The 19,126-nt window shown below is 43.4% G+C and carries 20 protein-coding genes, 1 pseudogene and 1 other annotated feature; of the genes and pseudogenes, 20 read left to right on the forward strand and 1 reads right to left on the reverse strand.

The window, feature by feature from the left end; all coding sequences use genetic code 11:
* The first annotated feature begins 9 nt into the window (after positions 1-9).
* From prmA to mtaB, 3 genes are read left to right on the forward strand one after another with little or no spacing between them, the layout of a single operon-like run.
* Positions 10-945, forward strand: coding sequence for a 50S ribosomal protein L11 methyltransferase (gene prmA, locus BGM23_RS09350; RefSeq protein WP_004398884.1), 936 nt, complete (start codon positions 10-12; stop codon positions 943-945).
* 22 nt (positions 946-967) lie between these two features.
* Positions 968-1,738, forward strand: a complete 771-nt coding sequence (locus tag BGM23_RS09355) for a 16S rRNA (uracil(1498)-N(3))-methyltransferase (protein ID WP_003230015.1) — start codon at positions 968-970, stop codon at positions 1,736-1,738.
* Entirely contained in the window at positions 1,738-3,093 is a 1,356-nt protein-coding gene (gene mtaB / locus BGM23_RS09360) for a tRNA (N(6)-L-threonylcarbamoyladenosine(37)-C(2))-methylthiotransferase MtaB (RefSeq protein ID WP_003230017.1), read from the forward strand. The genes BGM23_RS09355 and mtaB overlap by 1 nt, the downstream gene beginning before the upstream one ends.
* A gap of 36 nt (positions 3,094-3,129) precedes the next feature.
* On the opposite strand, the gene BGM23_RS09365 is transcribed toward mtaB, so the two are convergent.
* Positions 3,130-4,053 carry a Na/Pi symporter gene (locus BGM23_RS09365; protein WP_003230019.1) on the reverse strand — a complete coding sequence of 308 codons (924 nt, stop codon included), beginning with the start codon at positions 4,051-4,053 and terminating at the stop codon, positions 3,130-3,132.
* 172 nt (positions 4,054-4,225) lie between these two features.
* Here BGM23_RS09365 and rpsU point away from each other — a divergent pair, with 172 nt between their 5' ends.
* The 17 genes and pseudogenes from rpsU (at position 4,226) to glyS (ending at position 19,040) form a co-directional block, all read left to right on the forward strand.
* Entirely contained in the window at positions 4,226-4,399 is a 174-nt protein-coding gene (gene rpsU, locus BGM23_RS09370) for a 30S ribosomal protein S21 (RefSeq protein ID WP_003152957.1), read from the forward strand.
* A 14-nt stretch (positions 4,400-4,413) separates the two neighbouring features.
* On the forward strand, positions 4,414-4,860 hold the full coding sequence (locus tag BGM23_RS09375; RefSeq protein WP_003230022.1) for a GatB/YqeY domain-containing protein: 447 nt from the start codon (positions 4,414-4,416) through the stop codon (positions 4,858-4,860).
* Positions 4,861-4,990: 130 nt separating this feature from the next.
* Positions 4,991-6,303: pseudogene (locus BGM23_RS09380) on the forward strand (NfeD family protein).
* Between the two features lie 21 nt (positions 6,304-6,324).
* A complete protein-coding gene (gene floA / locus BGM23_RS09385; RefSeq protein WP_029726705.1) occupies positions 6,325-7,320 on the forward strand; it encodes a flotillin-like protein FloA in 996 nt (331 codons plus the stop codon).
* Positions 7,321-7,344: 24 nt separating this feature from the next.
* The gene (locus BGM23_RS09390; RefSeq protein WP_003230029.1) at positions 7,345-7,764 is read left to right on the forward strand and encodes a hypothetical protein; all 420 of its coding nucleotides are present in this window, start codon (positions 7,345-7,347) and stop codon (positions 7,762-7,764) included.
* A 56-nt stretch (positions 7,765-7,820) separates the two neighbouring features.
* Positions 7,821-8,102, forward strand: coding sequence for a sporulation protein YqfC (yqfC, locus tag BGM23_RS09395; RefSeq protein ID WP_003226191.1), 282 nt, complete (start codon positions 7,821-7,823; stop codon positions 8,100-8,102).
* An 18-nt stretch (positions 8,103-8,120) separates the two neighbouring features.
* Positions 8,121-9,317: a sporulation protein YqfD gene (gene yqfD / locus BGM23_RS09400; RefSeq protein ID WP_003230033.1), complete on the forward strand. Its 1,197-nt coding sequence runs from the start codon at positions 8,121-8,123 to the stop codon at positions 9,315-9,317.
* Entirely contained in the window at positions 9,314-10,273 is a 960-nt protein-coding gene (locus BGM23_RS09405) for a PhoH family protein (protein ID WP_003230035.1), read from the forward strand. The genes yqfD and BGM23_RS09405 overlap by 4 nt, the downstream gene beginning before the upstream one ends.
* 78 nt (positions 10,274-10,351) lie before the next feature.
* A complete protein-coding gene (gene pgpH, locus BGM23_RS09415; RefSeq protein ID WP_010886570.1) occupies positions 10,352-12,487 on the forward strand; it encodes a cyclic-di-AMP phosphodiesterase PgpH in 2,136 nt (711 codons plus the stop codon).
* A complete protein-coding gene (gene ybeY / locus BGM23_RS09420; RefSeq protein ID WP_003230039.1) occupies positions 12,488-12,961 on the forward strand; it encodes an rRNA maturation RNase YbeY in 474 nt (157 codons plus the stop codon). It abuts the gene before it with no gap.
* A complete protein-coding gene (locus tag BGM23_RS09425; RefSeq protein ID WP_004398824.1) occupies positions 12,942-13,313 on the forward strand; it encodes a diacylglycerol kinase family protein in 372 nt (123 codons plus the stop codon). The genes ybeY and BGM23_RS09425 overlap by 20 nt, the downstream gene beginning before the upstream one ends.
* A gap of 118 nt (positions 13,314-13,431) precedes the next feature.
* Positions 13,432-13,842 carry a cytidine deaminase gene (locus BGM23_RS09430; protein ID WP_003230049.1) on the forward strand — a complete coding sequence of 137 codons (411 nt, stop codon included), beginning with the start codon at positions 13,432-13,434 and terminating at the stop codon, positions 13,840-13,842.
* Positions 13,823-14,728 (forward strand): GTPase Era, encoded by a 906-nt coding sequence (gene era, locus BGM23_RS09435; protein ID WP_003230051.1) that lies wholly within the window; start codon positions 13,823-13,825, stop codon positions 14,726-14,728. The genes BGM23_RS09430 and era overlap by 20 nt, the downstream gene beginning before the upstream one ends.
* Positions 14,729-14,875: 147 nt before the next feature.
* The gene (locus tag BGM23_RS09440) at positions 14,876-15,019 is read left to right on the forward strand and encodes a YqzL family protein (protein WP_003230053.1); all 144 of its coding nucleotides are present in this window, start codon (positions 14,876-14,878) and stop codon (positions 15,017-15,019) included.
* A gap of 36 nt (positions 15,020-15,055) precedes the next feature.
* Positions 15,056-15,823, forward strand: coding sequence for a DNA repair protein RecO (gene recO, locus BGM23_RS09445; protein ID WP_003230055.1), 768 nt, complete (start codon positions 15,056-15,058; stop codon positions 15,821-15,823).
* Positions 15,824-15,862: 39 nt separating this feature from the next.
* Positions 15,863-16,038: a binding site (T-box leader), on the forward strand.
* Positions 16,039-16,120: 82 nt separating this feature from the next.
* Complete coding sequence (glyQ, locus tag BGM23_RS09450) at positions 16,121-17,008, forward strand: glycine--tRNA ligase subunit alpha (protein ID WP_003226213.1); 888 nt, start codon at positions 16,121-16,123, stop codon at positions 17,006-17,008.
* The gene (gene glyS, locus BGM23_RS09455; RefSeq protein ID WP_029726706.1) at positions 17,001-19,040 is read left to right on the forward strand and encodes a glycine--tRNA ligase subunit beta; all 2,040 of its coding nucleotides are present in this window, start codon (positions 17,001-17,003) and stop codon (positions 19,038-19,040) included. The genes glyQ and glyS overlap by 8 nt, the downstream gene beginning before the upstream one ends.
* Positions 19,041-19,126 lie beyond the last annotated feature (86 nt).

Below are 19,126 nucleotides of genomic sequence, written 5' to 3' on the forward strand. Positions count from 1 at the left end.
TTGGTAGTTTTGAAATGGTCCGAATTAAGCATTCACACAACACATGAAGCGGTCGAACCTATCTCAAATATATTGCATGAAGCTGGTGCAAGTGGGGTTGTGATAGAGGACCCGCTTGATTTAATTAAAGAACGTGAGAATGTGTACGGGGAAATCTACCAGCTCGACCCCAATGATTACCCAGATGAGGGTGTCATTGTCAAAGCATATCTGCCGGTTAACAGTTTTCTGGGCGAAACTGTAGACGGCATCAAAGAAACGATTAATAATCTCCTTCTTTACAATATTGATTTGGGCAGAAACCACATCACTATTTCTGAAGTAAATGAAGAAGAGTGGGCGACTGCCTGGAAAAAGTATTATCATCCTGTGAAAATTTCTGAAAAGTTTACAATTGTGCCGACGTGGGAGGAATATACGCCGGTCCATACTGATGAACTGATTATTGAAATGGACCCGGGAATGGCTTTCGGCACAGGGACACATCCGACAACCGTACTCTGCATTCAGGCGCTTGAACGCTTTGTGCAAAAGGGTGATAAGGTGATTGATGTCGGCACTGGTTCGGGAATTTTAAGTATTGCGGCTGCAATGCTTGAGGCTGAATCGGTTCATGCCTACGATCTTGATCCCGTGGCTGTAGAAAGTGCACGCCTCAATCTCAAGCTGAACAAAGTCAGCGATATTGCTCAAGTGAAGCAAAACAATTTGTTAGACGGGATTGAAGGGGAACATGATGTGATTGTGGCCAACATTTTGGCTGAAGTCATTCTTCGCTTTACTTCACAAGCGTACAGCCTGTTAAAAGAAGGCGGTCACTTTATTACGTCAGGAATCATCGGTCATAAAAAACAAGAAGTAAAAGAAGCACTGGAACAAGCTGGCTTTACCATTGTAGAAATCCTTTCAATGGAAGATTGGGTCAGCATTATTGCGAAAAAATAACAGTTAGTAGGTGTCACAGCGTATGCAACGATATTTTATCGAGCTCACGAAGCAGCAAATAGAGGAAGCGCCGACTTTTTCGATTACCGGCGAAGAAGTTCATCATATTGTGAACGTGATGAGAATGAATGAGGGAGATCAGATTATCTGCTGCTCTCAAGACGGCTTCGAGGCAAAATGTGAACTTCAATCTGTTTCCAAAGATAAAGTGTCCTGCCTTGTGATAGAATGGACGAATGAAAACAGAGAGCTTCCGATAAAGGTCTATATTGCGAGCGGCCTTCCGAAAGGAGATAAGCTTGAATGGATTATCCAAAAGGGGACTGAGCTCGGAGCTCATGCCTTTATTCCTTTCCAAGCCGCGCGTTCTGTTGTCAAGCTGGATGACAAAAAGGCAAAGAAAAAGCGGGAAAGATGGACGAAAATTGCGAAGGAAGCGGCTGAGCAATCGTACCGTAACGAAGTGCCGCGAGTGATGGATGTCCATTCTTTTCAGCAGCTTCTTCAAAGGATGCAGGATTTCGATAAATGTGTCGTTGCATACGAGGAGTCATCGAAGCAAGGGGAAATAAGCGCATTCAGCGCGATTGTAAGCAGCCTTCCGAAAGGATCATCTCTATTGATCGTATTTGGTCCCGAAGGCGGTTTAACAGAAGCGGAGGTTGAACGGCTCACAGAGCAAGACGGTGTGACGTGCGGCCTTGGACCGAGAATTTTAAGGACAGAAACCGCTCCGCTATACGCGTTGAGTGCGATTTCTTATCAAACAGAGTTATTAAGAGGTGATCAGTAATGGCAACTGTTGCTTTCCATACGCTTGGCTGTAAAGTCAACCATTATGAAACAGAAGCAATCTGGCAGCTTTTCAAAGAAGCGGGCTATGAAAGAAGAGACTTTGAACAAACAGCTGATGTATATGTCATTAATACATGTACGGTTACAAATACGGGAGATAAAAAAAGCCGCCAAGTGATCAGACGCGCCATTCGTCAAAATCCTGACGGTGTCATCTGTGTCACAGGCTGCTACGCGCAAACCTCACCTGCTGAGATTATGGCGATCCCCGGTGTCGACATTGTAGTCGGAACACAGGACCGTGAAAAAATGCTTGGCTACATTGACCAATACCGAGAAGAACGCCAGCCGATTAATGGCGTCAGCAACATCATGAAAGCAAGAGTATATGAAGAGCTTGATGTGCCTGCTTTCACGGACCGCACAAGAGCGTCATTGAAAATACAGGAGGGCTGCAATAATTTCTGCACATTCTGTATCATTCCGTGGGCGAGAGGCCTGCTCCGCTCCCGCGACCCTGAAGAAGTCATTAAACAAGCGCAGCAGCTTGTCGATGCCGGATATAAGGAAATTGTTCTTACGGGTATTCATACAGGCGGCTACGGCGAAGATATGAAAGATTACAACTTCGCGAAGCTTTTGAGCGAATTAGACACCCGTGTGGAAGGCGTGAAACGGATCAGAATTTCTTCAATCGAAGCCAGCCAAATCACTGACGAAGTGATCGAGGTCTTAGACCGCTCAGATAAGATAGTGAATCATTTGCATATTCCTATCCAATCCGGATCAAACACAGTGCTTAAACGGATGAGACGCAAATATACAATGGAATTCTTTGCAGACCGTTTAAATAAATTGAAAAAAGCACTGCCAGGCTTAGCTGTTACTTCTGATGTCATCGTCGGGTTCCCTGGAGAAACAGAAGAAGAATTTATGGAAACCTATAACTTTATTAAAGAACATAAATTCTCTGAGCTGCATGTTTTCCCTTACAGTAAGCGTACAGGAACACCAGCTGCACGAATGGAAGACCAAGTGGATGAAAACGTGAAAAACGAACGTGTGCACCGCCTGATTGCTCTTTCTGACCAGCTTGCAAAAGAATACGCTTCTCAGTATGAAAATGAAGTGCTTGAGATTATCCCTGAGGAAGCGTTTAAGGAAACAGAAGAAGAAAATATGTTTGTCGGTTACACAGACAATTATATGAAGGTTGTTTTCAAAGGTACGGAAGATATGATCGGCAAAATCGTAAAAGTCAAAATCCTAAAAGCAGGTTATCCTTACAACGAAGGACAGTTTGTCCGTGTGGTTGAGGATGAAATAACTGAACACATGCGTTTGTCTTCTTAACCTAAAAAATCGGTGCATTAAAATGTACCGATTTTTTTATTTAGCCGGGATAAGAAGGTGAATCAATCGGTAAAACAAGTTTGTAAGCGGAAGAAATAAAAGAGCTGTCACCACATTAAATAAAAGGCTGAAATGCGCGATCTTTTGTGCGGGATCAGGTGATAACTGCTCTACAAAGCCGGTCGCTGCGGTCAGAAAAGGCAATACTAGAGCCACCCCTAGCACGTTAAATACCACATGGGCATATGCTGTCTGTTTCGCCGCATATCCGCCGGATACAGCAGCCATGACAGCTGTAATGCATGTCCCGATATTTGATCCGAGTACGACGCTCATCGCCTGTGTCAGTCCGATAATCCCTTCATTCATAAAACTCATCAAAATGCCGATACAGACAGAACTGGAGTGAATGATGGCAGTTAACACCATGCCGATGAGCAAAGCGGACCAGTTTGAATCGTTAACATGGTATAGAACGTCGGCGCCCGTTTTCAGCTTTGTCAGCGGCCCGGCAAGATGGCTGAATCCGCTGATGCAAAAGAAGATGATGCCCAGTCCAAGGAAGCTTGTTCCCAGCTGTTTCAAAGGATACCTGCCAGTCAGAAAAAACAATAAACCTCCTATTAAAAGAACCCAAATCACAATATCCATTTTGATAGCAATAAATTCAGTTGTAAAAGTAGAGCCAACATTTGTCCCCAGAATCATCGGGATCGTCCGCTTAAAAGAAAGAACGCCCGCACTTACAAAGCCGATGACAATGACCATAAAGGCTGAGCTGCTCTGAAGTATCCCCGTAAATACAATACTGATAAGAAACGCTTTTAACGGATGGTCTGTAAATAAAAGCAAACGTTCTTCAATTTTTGAGTACGCCATTGAAATTAAGCCCTTTCGAAGCATGTTCATGCCTGCGAGAAAGAATAATATAAGAGCAGTAAAGCTAATCAGAATTAACATCCTATTCACCAACCCCTTTCTTTCATTATATAGACAGGCAGTCGCACTCATGACGGAAAAGTGAACTCACTTAGTTGACCTGACTGATGGCTTATATTATAATGTCAAAGTACATGTTTATATGTGTAACTTAAAGGTAGTCGATTGGTGTATTCGGAGGGAGGGAAAGAGAATGTCAAAAACGGTCGTTAGAAAAAACGAATCGCTTGAAGATGCTCTTCGTCGCTTCAAACGCAGTGTATCAAAGACAGGTACTTTGCAAGAAGCAAGAAAGCGTGAATTTTATGAAAAACCTAGCGTAAAGCGCAAGAAAAAGTCTGAAGCTGCTAGAAAACGCAAATTCTAAAAGAGGGTGGATTTATGAGTCTTCTTGAGCGTCTCAACCAGGATATGAAGCTGTATATGAAAAACCGTGAGAAAGACAAACTGACTGTCGTTCGAATGGTTAAGGCTTCACTTCAAAATGAAGCAATTAAGCTTAAGAAAGACAGTTTGACCGAGGATGAGGAACTCACTGTCCTTTCTCGTGAACTTAAGCAACGTAAAGACTCCCTCCAGGAATTTTCAAACGCTAATCGTTTAGATTTAGTAGATAAAGTTCAAAAAGAGCTGGACATTTTAGAAGTTTATTTACCTGAGCAGCTGTCAGAAGAAGAGCTGCGTACAATCGTAAATGAAACCATCGCGGAGGTCGGTGCGAGCTCAAAAGCGGACATGGGCAAAGTGATGGGGGCAATTATGCCTAAAGTAAAAGGTAAAGCTGACGGAAGTTTAATTAATAAGCTTGTGAGCAGTCAACTGTCTTAAATGGCAAAGAAAAGGACATCTTTCTAAGAGAGATGTCTTTTTTTATACATAAAAAAATGAAACCTTTGATACATTTGTTACGTATGAAGAGAAGGCACTTATTATAAAAGGAAGGAGGGATACACCGCCCTTGCTTCAAATCAAAGGATTCCGTGCTGCTCTTTTGAGTATATTTTTGCTTTCTTTATTAGGCGTACAACTGAACGCAAAAGCAGAAAAACAAACTGTTTATGTGATTCCGGTTGAAAAAAATGTCGAACAGGGTCTCGCCTCGTTTTTGTCCCGTTCGTTACAAGATGCAAAGGATGCACATGCAGACCATATTATTCTCGATATCAATACCCCGGGGGATTGGTCAAATCTGCTATAGATATGGCCGATTTGATAACCGAAAGCGAGATCCCCGTAACTGCATATGTCAACAAACGCGCGTTGTCTGCTGGTGCATATATTGCACTTCAAGCAGATCACATTTATATGGCGCCTGGCGGAAAAATGGGAGCCGCCGCGATTGTTGATGGCCAAGGCAATGCCGCTGACCAAAAAGCTCAATCACTTTGGCTGGCAGAGATGGAAGATGCCGCAGTGAAAAATAACCGCGATCCAAAATATGCGCTCGCAATGGCTGATCCGGATATAGATGCCAAGGAAGTCGGCGCGCCTAAGGGAGATCTGCTGACACTTAACGCAGACAAGGCAATTGAGGTAGGCTATTCAGAAGGCACTGCTGACAATTTGTCCACGCTCGTAAAGAAGCTTGGGTTCGAAAAGGCGCAGATCAGCTATGCAAAGGAGAGCTTTGCGGAAAAGACAGCAAGATGGCTGACGAATCCGGTCATTGTCCCTATTCTGCTGACAATCGCTTTTTTAGGTCTGACGGTGGAGCTTTTTTCCCCGGGTGTCGGCCTCCCTGGAACGGCTGGACTCATTGCGTTATTGCTGTTCTTTTACGGGCATCTTGCAGCCGGCCTTGCCGGGTATGAGACGGTTCTCCTCTTTATAGCAGGGGTGATTCTCATTCTGCTTGAGGTTTTTCTTCCCGGAGGAATCATTGGATTACTGGGCTTGGGAGCGATTATTGCGAGCCTGTTTTTAGCCGCGGGGAGCTTCACTGTCATGGCGGTTTCTCTCTTGATCGCCTCAGCTGTTTCGATTACAGCTTTTATTTTACTGACAAGGGTGTTGGGAAAGCGTATGAAATTCTTTAAGAAATTGATATTAAATGATTCTACAAACACGGAGAGCGGCTACGTTTCAAATCAAACGCGCACGGACTTAATGGGAAAAGTGGGTATAACCTTTACACCGCTGCGCCCTTCCGGTACCGTCATTATTGATGATGAACGCCTTGACGTTGTATCGGAGGGATCGTTTACAGAAAAAGATAAAAAAGTAAAAGTGATAAAAGTAGAAGGCTCACGCATTGTCGTGAGAGAAATTTAAATAGAAACGAGGAGAAGTTATATGGATCCGTCAACACTTATGATTCTGGCAATTGTCGCAGTAGCGATCATTGTTTTGGCAGTATTTTTTACATTTGTGCCTGCAATGCTTTGGATTTCAGCTTTGGCAGCCGGAGTGAAAATCAGCATTTTCACTCTAGTTGGGATGAGGCTTCGCCGTGTCATTCCGAATCGGGTTGTTAACCCGCTGATTAAAGCCCATAAAGCGGGACTTAATGTTGGAACAAACCAGCTTGAAAGCCACTACCTGGCTGGAGGTAATGTTGACAGAGTCGTCAACGCGCTTATCGCTGCTCAGCGAGCTAACATTGAACTCACATTCGAGCGCTGTGCTGCCATTGATCTTGCAGGCCGGGACGTGTTGGAAGCTGTTCAAATGAGCGTTAATCCTAAGGTGATTGAAACACCGTTCATTGCCGGCGTCGCAATGGACGGGATTGAAGTGAAAGCGAAAGCGAGAATCACAGTAAGAGCGAATATCGAGCGCCTCGTCGGGGGAGCAGGGGAAGAAACCATTGTAGCTCGTGTAGGTGAGGGAATCGTTTCTACAATCGGTTCATCTGATAATCATAAAAAAGTGCTTGAAAACCCTGACATGATTTCTCAGACAGTCCTTGGAAAAGGATTGGACTCAGGAACTGCGTTTGAAATTCTCTCAATTGATATTGCAGATGTAGATATCGGCAAAAACATCGGGGCAATTTTACAAACCGATCAGGCCGAGGCTGATAAAAACATCGCGCAGGCAAAAGCGGAAGAACGACGTGCGATGGCTGTCGCTCAAGAACAGGAAATGCGTGCCCGCGTAGAAGAAATGCGCGCGAAAGTAGTAGAAGCCGAGGCGGAAGTGCCGCTTGCGATGGCAGAAGCTTTGCGTGAAGGGAATATTGGCGTCATGGATTACATGAATATCAAGAACATCGATGCTGACACAGAAATGCGTGATTCATTCGGCAAGCTGACGAAAGACCCTTCGGATGAAGACCGCAAATCATAATCTCTCTAAGAAGGGAGAACGCTGATGGAAGATTTACTGACCAATCCGCTTATTATTGCAGCGATCATCGGAATCATTTCTGCGATTTTCGGCAAAAAGAGCAAAGAAGAAAAGCAAAACAGCCAAAAAAGAAAAAAACCTCAACACGTGCAATCTGCTTCTCCTCAAAAGAAGCAGTCAAAAGAAGATGCCCCTGCACCTATCCCTAACCGTATGGAACAGGCAAGACGGGAAGCGGAAGAAAGACGCAGGGAAACAGCAAGAAACCTGAAAGGGCTGGAACGAGATCTTGCTGCTGCCAAACAAAAAACAGTATACACAAAACAAAAAATGCTTCAGGTGAATAAAGACACCGTCGTACAGGGGATCGTTCTAGGAGAGGTGTTCGGACCTCCACGGGCGAAAAAACCTCACCGTACGATGCGCCCGGCCCGTAAAAATTAAAGTGTTAGAACCTCCTTTCAAATCATACATATGAGATGAAAGGGGGTTCTTTTTGTATGGGGCAAAGAAAGAATCGTATGAAAGCTTGGCTGACAAGAGCATTGGAAATTCCCCCGGACGTTATGATGGATCTGCCGAGGATTACAATGGTTGGCAGACTTCATATCTACATAGAAAACCACAGAGGCCTTTTGCTTTTCAGTGAGAATGAAGTGCGGCTGATGCTGAAGCAGGGCCAGTGCATCATATCTGGTAAAAATTTTGTCATCAAGGCGATTCTTCCGGAAGAGATACTTTTGGAGGGTACGATTGATGTCGTTCGATATGTTGAGTCATAAAGCCGAGGGGGAAATGTTGTGAAAAATAAATGGCTGTCTTTTTTTTCGGGTAAGGTCCAGCTTGAATTGACGGGAAGAGGGATTGAGCGGCTCCTTAATGAATGCACAAGACAGGGGATTCCGGTCTTTCATGTCAAAAAAAAGAAAGAAGCCGTATCGTTATATATACAGCTTCAGGATGTACATGCCTTTCGGCGGGTAAGAAGTAAATTTAAATGTAAAGCCCGATTTATCAATCGGAAGGGATTTCCCTTCCTGTTGCTGAAATCAAAGCTGAATATAGGGTTTACGATCGGTTTTGCGATTTTTTTCATTCTTTTGTTTTTGCTGTCCAATATGGTGTGGAAAATTGATGTGACAGGCGCTAAGCCTGAAACAGAACATCAAATGAGGCAGCATCTTAATGAAATCGGCGTCAAAAAGGGCCGTCTGCAGTTTTTAATGATGTCGCCCGAAAAAATACAGAAATCATTAACCAATGGAATAGACAATATCACTTGGGTCGGAGTTGATCTGAAGGGGACGACCATTCATATGAAAGTTGTGGAGAAAAATGAGCCCGAAAAAGAAAAATATGTTAGCCCGCGCAATATTGTCGCCAAAAAGAAAGCAACCATTACGAGAATGTTTGTGCAAAAAGGACAGCCCATGGCCGCCATACACGATCATGTTGAAAAGGGACAGCTGCTTGTTTCGGGACTGATCGGCAGCGAAGACCATCAGCAGGAAGTCGCCTCAAAAGCAGAAATTTATGGAGAAACCTGGTATAGATCAGAAGTGACAGTCCCGCTTGAAACATTATTTAACGTCTATACGGGCAAAGTAAGGACAAAGCACAAGCTTTCTTTTGGTTCTTTGGCAATCCCGATCTGGGGGATGACGTTTAAAAAAGAGGAATTGAAGCATCCAAAAACAGAACAAGAAAAGCATTCGCTTCATTTTCTCGGATTTAAGCTCCCTGTATCCTATGTCAAAGAGCAAACGAGAGAAAGTGAAGAGGCTTTGCGAAAATATACAAAAGAAGAAGCAGTTCAAGAAGGCATTAAATTGGGTAAACAGGATGTAGAGGATAAAATAGGCGAAAACGGCGAGGTGAAAAGTGAAAAAGTTTTGCACCAGACTGTTGAGAATGGTAAAGTAAAGTTGATTATTCTCTACCAAGTTATAGAAGATATCGTTCAAACCACACCTATTGTCAGGGAGACTGAAGAATGACAGAACATTTACTTGCGATGAATCAAAAACTGAAAAACCCGGACGAGGCGCTTTCACTCTTCGGGAACCAAGATTCTTTTTTGAAATTGATGGAGAAAGATCTGAATTTAAATATCATTACGCGCGGCGAGACGATTTATGTTTCAGGCGATGATGAATCGTTTCAGATTGCAGACAGGCTGCTGGGATCGCTCCTCGCTTTAATTCGCAAGGGGATAGAGATCTCTGAACGTGATGTGATTTACGCCATCAAAATGGCAAAGAAGAATGAACTTGAATACTTTGAAAGCATGTATGAAGAAGAAATTACAAAAAACGCAAAAGGCAAATCAATCCGTGTAAAAACAATGGGACAGCGGGAATACGTGGCCGCTATGAAGCGGAATGACCTTGTATTCGGCATTGGTCCGGCGGGAACCGGGAAAACGTACCTGGCTGTCGTAAAAGCAGTCCATGCTTTAAAAAACGGACATATCAAAAAAATCATTTTAACAAGACCTGCCGTGGAAGCCGGTGAAAGCCTTGGTTTTCTCCCAGGTGACCTAAAAGAAAAAGTAGATCCTTATTTGCGCCCGCTGTATGACGCTCTCCATGATGTGCTTGGGGCAGATCATACAGAACGTCTGATGGAAAGAGGCATCATTGAAATTGCTCCGCTCGCATATATGAGGGGGCGGACGCTCGATGATGCTTATGTTATACTTGATGAAGCACAGAATACCACGCCTGCTCAAATGAAAATGTTTTTGACGAGACTGGGTTTTGGCTCTAAAATGATCATTACAGGTGACGTCAGCCAAATTGATCTGCCGAAAGGCGTCAAATCGGGACTTGCAGTAGCGAAGGAGATGCTGAAAGGAATAGACGGCATTTCTATGATTGAGCTAGACCAGACAGACGTGGTCAGACATCCGCTTGTTGCGAAAATTATTGAAGCATACGATAAGCAAAATTAATGCTGAATGACCCGATCGCGCGTTATCGGGTCATTTTTATGATTGCTTATGGGCTTGATGTTTCAAGAGGAGGTTCTTGTGTTGAAAAAGAAGGCTAAGACCAAAAGCAGCTCGAAAAAATGGAGCAGTTTTAAAAATGCCCGCTCCATGCATGTACTGCTGTATCTTCTGCTGGCTGCCATTATGTTTGCTTTGCTTTTTGTACATGTTAAGCCGGAAACACTTGATTTAGACCTGTTTTCAGTCAGCGACAAGACCATTTACGCTCCGGCAACCGTAGAAGATCAAAAAGCCACAGAGGAAAAAAAGCAAGCCGCTGAGGACGCGGTTGAAGATCAATATACATTAAAAAAAGAATATACAGACAATCGGATTGACCTTGTGTCATCAATATTCGACAGTATTAGTGAAGTGAAAAAATCATCGGAAGAAGGCAGTAAATCACCATCGGAAAAATCAATGGTCAAATCTGTAAAGGACAAATTGACATCAGATGTGAATGATTCTATATCGGAGGATTCCATCAAGACATTGCTGAAAGCAGACAGTGAAGACTTTTCTTTTGTCAGAGATACGGTCATTACCGCAGTAAATACGGTCATGAGCAGTGAAATCCCATCGGATAAACTATCTGATGCAAAGGATAAGGTAGAAAAAGAGCTAAAAAGCAATTCTATTCCTTCTAAATACTTGGGAGCCGCGACAGAAATCGGGCGTTTTGCTATTATTCCGAATTACGTCTTCGATCCGAAAGCAACAGAGGCAAAACGGCAGGAAGCCTCAGATAATGTCCAGCAGGTTCAAATCAAACAGGGGCAAGTGCTCGTGGAAGAAAATGACCTCATTGATCGGGAAGTGTACAGGAAACTTGAGCTGACCGGGTTATTAAATAACTCAAATCTCTTTAAACCGATCAGCGGGCTATTGATTATGATCGGACTTTTCATTGCAACACTTGTATATTATTTTGAAAAACAGAAACAAAATCTGAAGTTTAAAAACCAATCCATTCTGTTATTCTCCATAATCACAACACTTTTGCTTGTGATCATGGAGGTTGTCAGTTTGTTTCAGAAGATGGAGTATAATAATATCGGCTATCTGGTCCCCATTGCGGCCGGCGCCATCTTAATCAAACTGCTGATGAATGAACGCATTGCCATTTTGGGAAGTATCATTCTTGCGATTTGCGGAAGTATGATGTTTAATCAGGGTGTGACAGGAACATTCAATTATGTCATAGGGATTTATTATTTGATCAGCGGCATTTCAGGTGTATTATTTTTAGGAAAACACAATGCAAGATCAAAGATTTTGCAGACCGGACTTTTCGTGGCGTTTATTAATATGGTTGTCGTTCTATCCTTATTATTGATCCAGAACACTGCGCTGTCGGGTCTTGAAATCGGCACGTTAATGCTCATGGGGGTTGTGTCGGGGTTTGCTTCATCTGTATTGATCATCGGTCTGATGCCGTTTTTTGAGACGGGCTTTGGCATTTTATCCACCATGAGGCTGCTCGAGCTGTCTAATCCTAACCATCCGCTATTGCGCAAAATACTGACGGAAACACCAGGTACATATCATCACAGTGTAATGGTTGCCAATTTATCAGAGGCAGCCTGTGAAGCGGTTGGGGCTAATGGTTTGCTTGCAAGAGTCGGCGCATATTATCACGATCTCGGAAAAACAAAGCGCCCGCAATATTTTATTGAAAACCAAATGAATATTGACAATCCGCATGACAAGCTGTCACCTCAGTTGAGCAAAAATATTATTATCTCGCATACGACAGACGGTGCGAATATGCTGAGAAGCTATAAATTTCCGAAAGAGCTTGTCGATATTGCTGAGCAGCATCATGGAACCTCGCTTTTAAAGTTTTTTTACTATAAAGCGAAGGAAAAAGGCGACCAGATTACAGAGGAAGAGTTCCGTTATCCGGGACCGAAGCCGCAGTCAAAGGAAGCCGCAATTATATCAGTGGCCGACAGTGTTGAAGCGGCCGTCAGATCCATGCACAATCCAAATCCTGAACGAATTGAAAAGCTTGTCCGGGGTATTATATCCGATAAGCTTCAGGACGGACAGTTCAGTGAATGCGATTTGACATTTAAAGAGCTGGATACAATCGCAAAAACGCTCTGTGCAACATTAAAAGGAATTTTCCACTCCCGGATTGAATATCCGGAGGCTACTAAGAAGGTGAAATAGATGAGTTTACTGATTGATATCGTTGATGAAACGGGAAGCGTCTCAGAAGAGATGCTCAAAGAAGTAGAAAATCTGCTTCAATTTGCCGCTGAGCGTGAAGGCGTTCAGGATCAGGCTGAAGTTTCTGTCACGATTGTTTCCAATGATGACATACATCAGATTAACAAAGAATACCGGGGAAAGGATGCTCCGACAGATGTCATCTCATTTGCTCTTGAAGAAGAGGGAGAAGGCGAGATCGAAATCGTGGGCGCCGAAATGCCTCCGGTTTTAGGTGATATTATCATCAGTGCCGATCGCACAAGAGAGCAGGCAGAGGAGTATAATCATTCTTTTAAAAGAGAGCTCGGATTTCTAGCTGTACACGGATTTCTGCACCTTTTAGGATATGACCATATGACGAAAGAGGAAGAAGAGGAGATGTTTACTAAGCAAAAGGAATTGCTGGACGCTTATGGACTCAAAAGATCATAGAAATGAGCTGAATCGATTCTTCAAAAGCTTCGTGCATGCAGGCCGGGGCATATGGGAAACAGCGCGGACGGAGCGGAATTTCCAATTTCATGCCGCAGCCGCCTGCGCTGTTCTCATTTGCGGCTTCCTTGTAGAGCTCAGCATTATTGAGTGGATGATTATATTCCTTTTGATAGGTGGTATGTTTTCGCTTGAACTTTTAAATACAGCCATTGAACATACGGTTGATTTAATAACTGACAAACATCACCCTCTTGCTAAAGCGGCCAAGGACGCTGCCGCCGGGGCTGTTTGCGTTTTTGCCGTGATTTCGTGTATCATTGGTTTACTTATTTTTTTGCCAAAGCTGTAATGGCTGAAAATTCTTACATTTATTTTACATTTTTAGAAATGGGCGTGAAAAAAAGCGCGCGATTATGTAAAATATAAAGTGATAGCGGTACCATTATAGGTAAGAGAGGAATGTACACATGAACAGACAAGAATTAATAACAGAAGCTTTAAAAGCGCGTGATATGGCATATGCGCCGTATTCCAAATTCCAAGTAGGAGCCGCTCTTCTTACCAAGGATGGAAAAGTGTACAGAGGCTGCAATATTGAGAACGCGGCATACAGCATGTGCAATTGCGCCGAGCGTACCGCTTTATTTAAAGCTGTTTCTGAAGGGGATACAGAGTTTCAGATGCTGGCCGTTGCGGCTGACACCCCTGGACCAGTATCTCCGTGCGGAGCCTGCCGACAGGTGATTTCTGAGCTTTGCACAAAAGACGTTATTGTCGTACTGACTAATTTACAAGGACAAATAAAAGAAATGACTGTGGAAGAATTATTGCCAGGCGCATTTTCATCGGAGGATTTACATGACGAACGAAAGCTTTAAATCAGGATTTGTATCCATTATTGGAAGACCAAACGTAGGAAAATCTACATTTTTGAACAGAGTCATTGGACAAAAAATCGCGATCATGAGCGATAAGCCCCAAACGACGAGAAACAAGGTGCAAGGAGTACTGACGACAGGCACATCACAAACCATTTTTATTGACACACCAGGGATTCATAAACCTAAGCATAAACTTGGGGACTTTATGATGAAAGTGGCGCAAAATACATTAAAAGAAGTCGATTTGATCTTGTTTATGATCAATGCTGAGGAAGGCTACGGGAAGGGCGACGAATTCATCATTGAGAAATTGCAGACGATGTCTACGCCTGTATTCTTAATCGTAAACAAAATTGATAAAATTCATCCCGACCAATTGCTTCTGCTAATTGACGAATACCGCAAACGTTATCCTTTTAAGGAAATTGTTCCGATTTCTGCTTTAGAAGGAAATAACATCGAAACCTTGCTCGCGCAGATCGAAGCGTATTTGCCGGAAGGGCCGCAATTCTATCCGAGTGACCAGGTAACTGACCACCCTGAACGATTTATCATTTCTGAATTAATCAGGGAAAAGGTGCTGCATTTGACGAGAGAAGAAATCCCGCACAGCATTGCGGTGGCCATCGAATCCATCAAAGGGCAGGACAACGGTTCTGTGCACGTAGCGGCAACGATTGTGGTCGAGCGGGATTCCCAGAAAGGCATCGTGATCGGTAAAAAAGGAAGCCTTCTAAAAGAGGTTGGAAAAAGAGCGAGAGCGGATATTGAAGCACTGTTGGGCTCCCGTGTCTACCTTGAATTGTGGGTGAAAGTGCAGAAAGACTGGCGTAATAAAATGTCCCAGCTTCGCGATTTTGGCTTTAAAGAGGACGAATATTAATCTCTTCCCGTGTGTGTCATTATCTCACAGGAACAGGGATACATTAGCAAATTTTGTTTAACATGAAATGGAGGACATCTGGTCAAGATAAAGGTAAGAATTTGGAGTTTAGGTAAGCTAGTTTAACTACAGAAAGGTGGGTTTCTTGTGTTGAATTTTACCTGGAACGTATTTTCTCAAACAGGAAATGTTGATACGTATCTTCTTTTTAAAGAACTGGAAAAAGAGAACATGGAAAGACCCGAAGAACTAGAAGATGAGCTAGCCCGATTTGATTATCCAATTTTATAAACCTCTTGGCCGCTCCTGCTTGAGGAAGGTGCGGAAATGCTGACAAAATGTGAAGGGATCGTTCTTCGCACAAATGATTACGGAGAGACGAATAAAATCGTAACATTACTGACAAGAGAACACGGAAAAATAGGTGTTATGGCACGAGGCGCCAAAAAACCGAACAGCCGTTTATCAGCAGTCAGCCAGCCCTTTTTGTATGGTTCTTTCTTAATGCAAAAAACATCGGGCCTCGGAACGCTTCAGCAGGGGGAAATGATCCTCAGCATGAGAGGCATCAGGGAAGACTTGTTTTTAACAGCATATGCTGCCTATGTTGCTGAGTTAGTCGACAGAGGCACAGAAGAAAAAAAGCCAAATCCTTATTTATTTGAATTCATATTAGAATCATTAAAACAGTTGAATGAAGGAACAGATCCGGATGTTATCACCTTCATTGTTCAAATGAAGATGCTCGGTGTCATGGGCCTGTATCCTGAGCTGAATCATTGTGTACATTGTAAAAGCCAAGACGGAACCTTTCATTTCTCTGTTCGTGATAATGGTTTTATATGCCACCGCTGTTTTGAAAAAGATCCTTACAGGATACCGATTAAACCGCAAACGGCAAGGCTGTTAAGGCTCTTTTACTATTTTGATCTGTCGAGACTCGGCAATGTGTCCTTAAAAGAGGAAACAAAAGCTGAATTAAAGCAAGTGATTGATTTATATTACGAAGAATATTCGGGATTGTATTTAAAATCAAAGCGCTTTTTAGATCAAATGGAAAGCATGAAACATCTTATGGGTGAAAACAAAAGTTGACATTTGGTCCATCTTTTTATATGATCATTTATTATAAAATATGTTGCAGTGAGAGAAAGAAGTACTTGCGTTTACCTCATGAAAGCGACCTTAGGGCGGTGTAAGCTAAGGATGAGCACGCAACGAAAGGCATTCTTGAGCAATTTTAAAAAAAGAGGCTGGGATTTTGTTCTCAGCAACTAGGGTGGAACCGCGGGAGAACTCTCGTCCCTATGTTTGCGGCTGGCAAGCATAGAGACGGGAGTTTTTTGGTTGCTGCCGCAGTCAACTTATGAAAGAAAAGTGGAGGTGCTTGAAATGAATATTCAAGACATGATTCTAACCTTGCAAAAGCATTGGTCCAGTCAGGGCTGTGTGCTTATGCAGGCTTACGATGTAGAAAAAGGAGCCGGCACGATGAGCCCGTATACATTTTTGCGCAGTATCGGCCCTGAGCCGTGGAAAGTGGCTTATGTAGAGCCTTCCAGACGTCCTGCAGACGGCCGCTACGGGGAGAACCCGAACAGACTGTATCAGCATCATCAGTTCCAGGTCATTATTAAACCGTCTCCTGATAACATTCAAGAGCTGTATTTGGATTCCTTGCGTGCTCTTGGAATTGATCCGCTTGAGCACGATATTCGCTTTGTTGAAGACAACTGGGAGAATCCGTCTTTAGGCTGCGCGGGTCTAGGCTGGGAAGTTTGGCTTGACGGAATGGAAATAACACAATTTACGTATTTCCAGCAGGTCGGGGGATTAGAGTGTAAACCCGTTTCTGTAGAGATTACGTATGGAATTGAGCGTCTCGCGTCTTATATCCAGGATAAAGAAAACGTGTTTGACTTGGAATGGACGTCAGGGTTTACAGTAAAAGATTTATTCATGATGGCTGAATATGAGCATTCTGTTTATACGTTTGAAACATCAGACGTCGATATGCTGTTCCAATTGTTCAGCACATATGAAAAAGAAGCGATCAAGCAAATGGACAACGGACTTGTTCATCCAGCATATGACTATGTGCTGAAATGCTCGCACACTTTCAACCTGCTTGATGCCAAAGGTGCGATCTCTGTTACCGAGCGGACGGGCTATATCGCAAGAGTGCGGAATTTAGCTAGAAAAGTAGCAAAAACCTATTATGAGGAACGAGAAAAACTAGGGTTCCCAATGCTTAAAGGGGAGGGTTCTTCTCATGAGTAAACAGGATTTACTTTTAGAGATCGGATTAGAGGAAATGCCGGCGCGCTTTTTGAATGAAAGCATGGTTCAGCTTGGCGACAAGCTGACAGGCTGGCTTAAAGAAAAAAATATTACTCACGGTGAAGTGAAACTCTTCAATACACCGAGACGTCTTGCTGTGTTCGTTAAGGATGTCGCAGAAAAGCAGGATGATATAAAAGAAGAAGCAAAAGGGCCTGCGAAAAAAATTGCCCTTGATGCGGACGGGAACTGGACAAAAGCGGCAATCGGCTTTTCAAAAGGCCAAGGCGCAAATGTGGAAGACCTGTACATCAAAGAAGTAAAAGGCATAGAGTATGTATTCGTGCAAAAATTCCAAGCCGGCCAAGAAACGAAGTCGCTTCTGCCGGAACTGAGCGGTTTAATTACAAGCTTGCATTTCCCGAAAAACATGCGCTGGGGAAATGAAGATTTGCGTTATATCCGACCGATCAAATGGATTGTCGCATTATTTGGACAGGATGTCATTCCATTTTCGATCACAAACGTTGAGTCTGGACGGACAACACAGGGACATCGTTTCCTCGGACATGAAGTGTCAATTGAATCACCTTCAGCTTATGAAGAGCAGCTGAAAGAACGGCATGTTATTGCTGATCCTAGCGTCCGAAAGCAAATGATTCAATCTCAGCTGGAAGCAATGGCTGCTGAAAACGATTGGAGCATTCCAGTTGACGAAGACCTTCTTGATGAAGTGAATCATTTAGTAGAATACCCGACAGCTCTTTACGGTTCATTTGAATCCGAGTTTCTGTCAATTCCTGAAGAAGTGCTTGTCACAACAATGAAAGAGCATCAGCGCTACTTCCCTGTCAAAGACAAAAACGGTGACCTGCTGCCTCACTTTATCACAGTCCGAAACGGCAACAGCCACGCGATTGAAAATGTGGCCCGAGGCAATGAAAAAGTGCTGCGCGCACGTTTATCTGATGCGTCATTCTTCTACAAGGAAGATCAGAAACTAAACATTGATGCAAATGTGAAGAAGCTTGAAAATATCGTTTTCCATGAAGAGCTTGGTTCTCTTGCTGATAAGGTTAGAAGAGTCACATCAATCGCAGAGAAACTTGCCGTTCGTCTTCAGGCTGATGAAGATACATTAAAACATGTGAAGCGGGCTGCTGAAATTTCTAAATTCGACCTTGTGACGCATATGATATATGAATTCCCTGAACTTCAAGGAATTATGGGCGAAAAGTATGCGAGAATGCTTGGCGAAGATGAAGCTGTGGCGGCGGCAGTTAATGAACATTATATGCCTAGATCAGCGGGCGGAGAAACGCCTTCTACTTTCACCGGAGCTGTTGTGGCAATGGCGGATAAGCTTGACACAATCGCTTCATTCTTCTCTATCGGCGTAATTCCGACCGGTTCCCAGGACCCTTACGGACTGCGCCGCCAAGCTAGCGGTATTGTTGCGATTCTTCTTGACCGCAACTGGGGAATTTCATTTGAAGAGCTGCTAACTTTCGTACAAACCGATAAAGAAATTGAACTGCTGGATTTCTTCACTCAGCGCTTGAAATATGTCTTGAATGCTGAACAAATCAGACATGATGTCATTGACGCCGTGCTGGAAAGCTCTGAGCTTGAGCCGTACTCTGCGCTGCATAAAGCACAAGTACTGGAGCAAAAGCTTGGTGCACCTGGTTTTAAGGAAACAGCCGAAGCGTTAGGCCGAGTGATCTCTATCAGCAAAAAAGGAGTCCGCGGAGACATTCAGCCTGATCTTTTTGAAAATGAATACGAAGCAAAACTGTTTGATGCCTACCAAACAGCGAAGCAAAATCTGCAGGAAAACTTCAGCAACAAAGATTATGAGGCGGCGCTTGCTTCACTTGCAGCCTTAAAAGAACCGATCGATGCTTACTTCGATCATACAATGGTTATAGCGGATAATGAGTCATTAAAGGCAAATCGTTTAGCGCAAATGGTAAGCTTGGCGGATGAGATCAAGTCCTTTGCGAATATGAATGCCCTTATTGTAAAATAAAGAGAGAAAAGGCGGTTGCTGTGTGATCGGTAATCGTCTTTTCCCCATTTATAAGTTTTTTGTTTGATTACAAGATATTTACGTTA

This window comes from Bacillus sp. FJAT-14266 (genome assembly GCF_001719225.1).
In the GTDB taxonomy this organism is placed as follows: Bacteria; Bacillota; Bacilli; order Bacillales; family Bacillaceae; genus Bacillus; species Bacillus subtilis.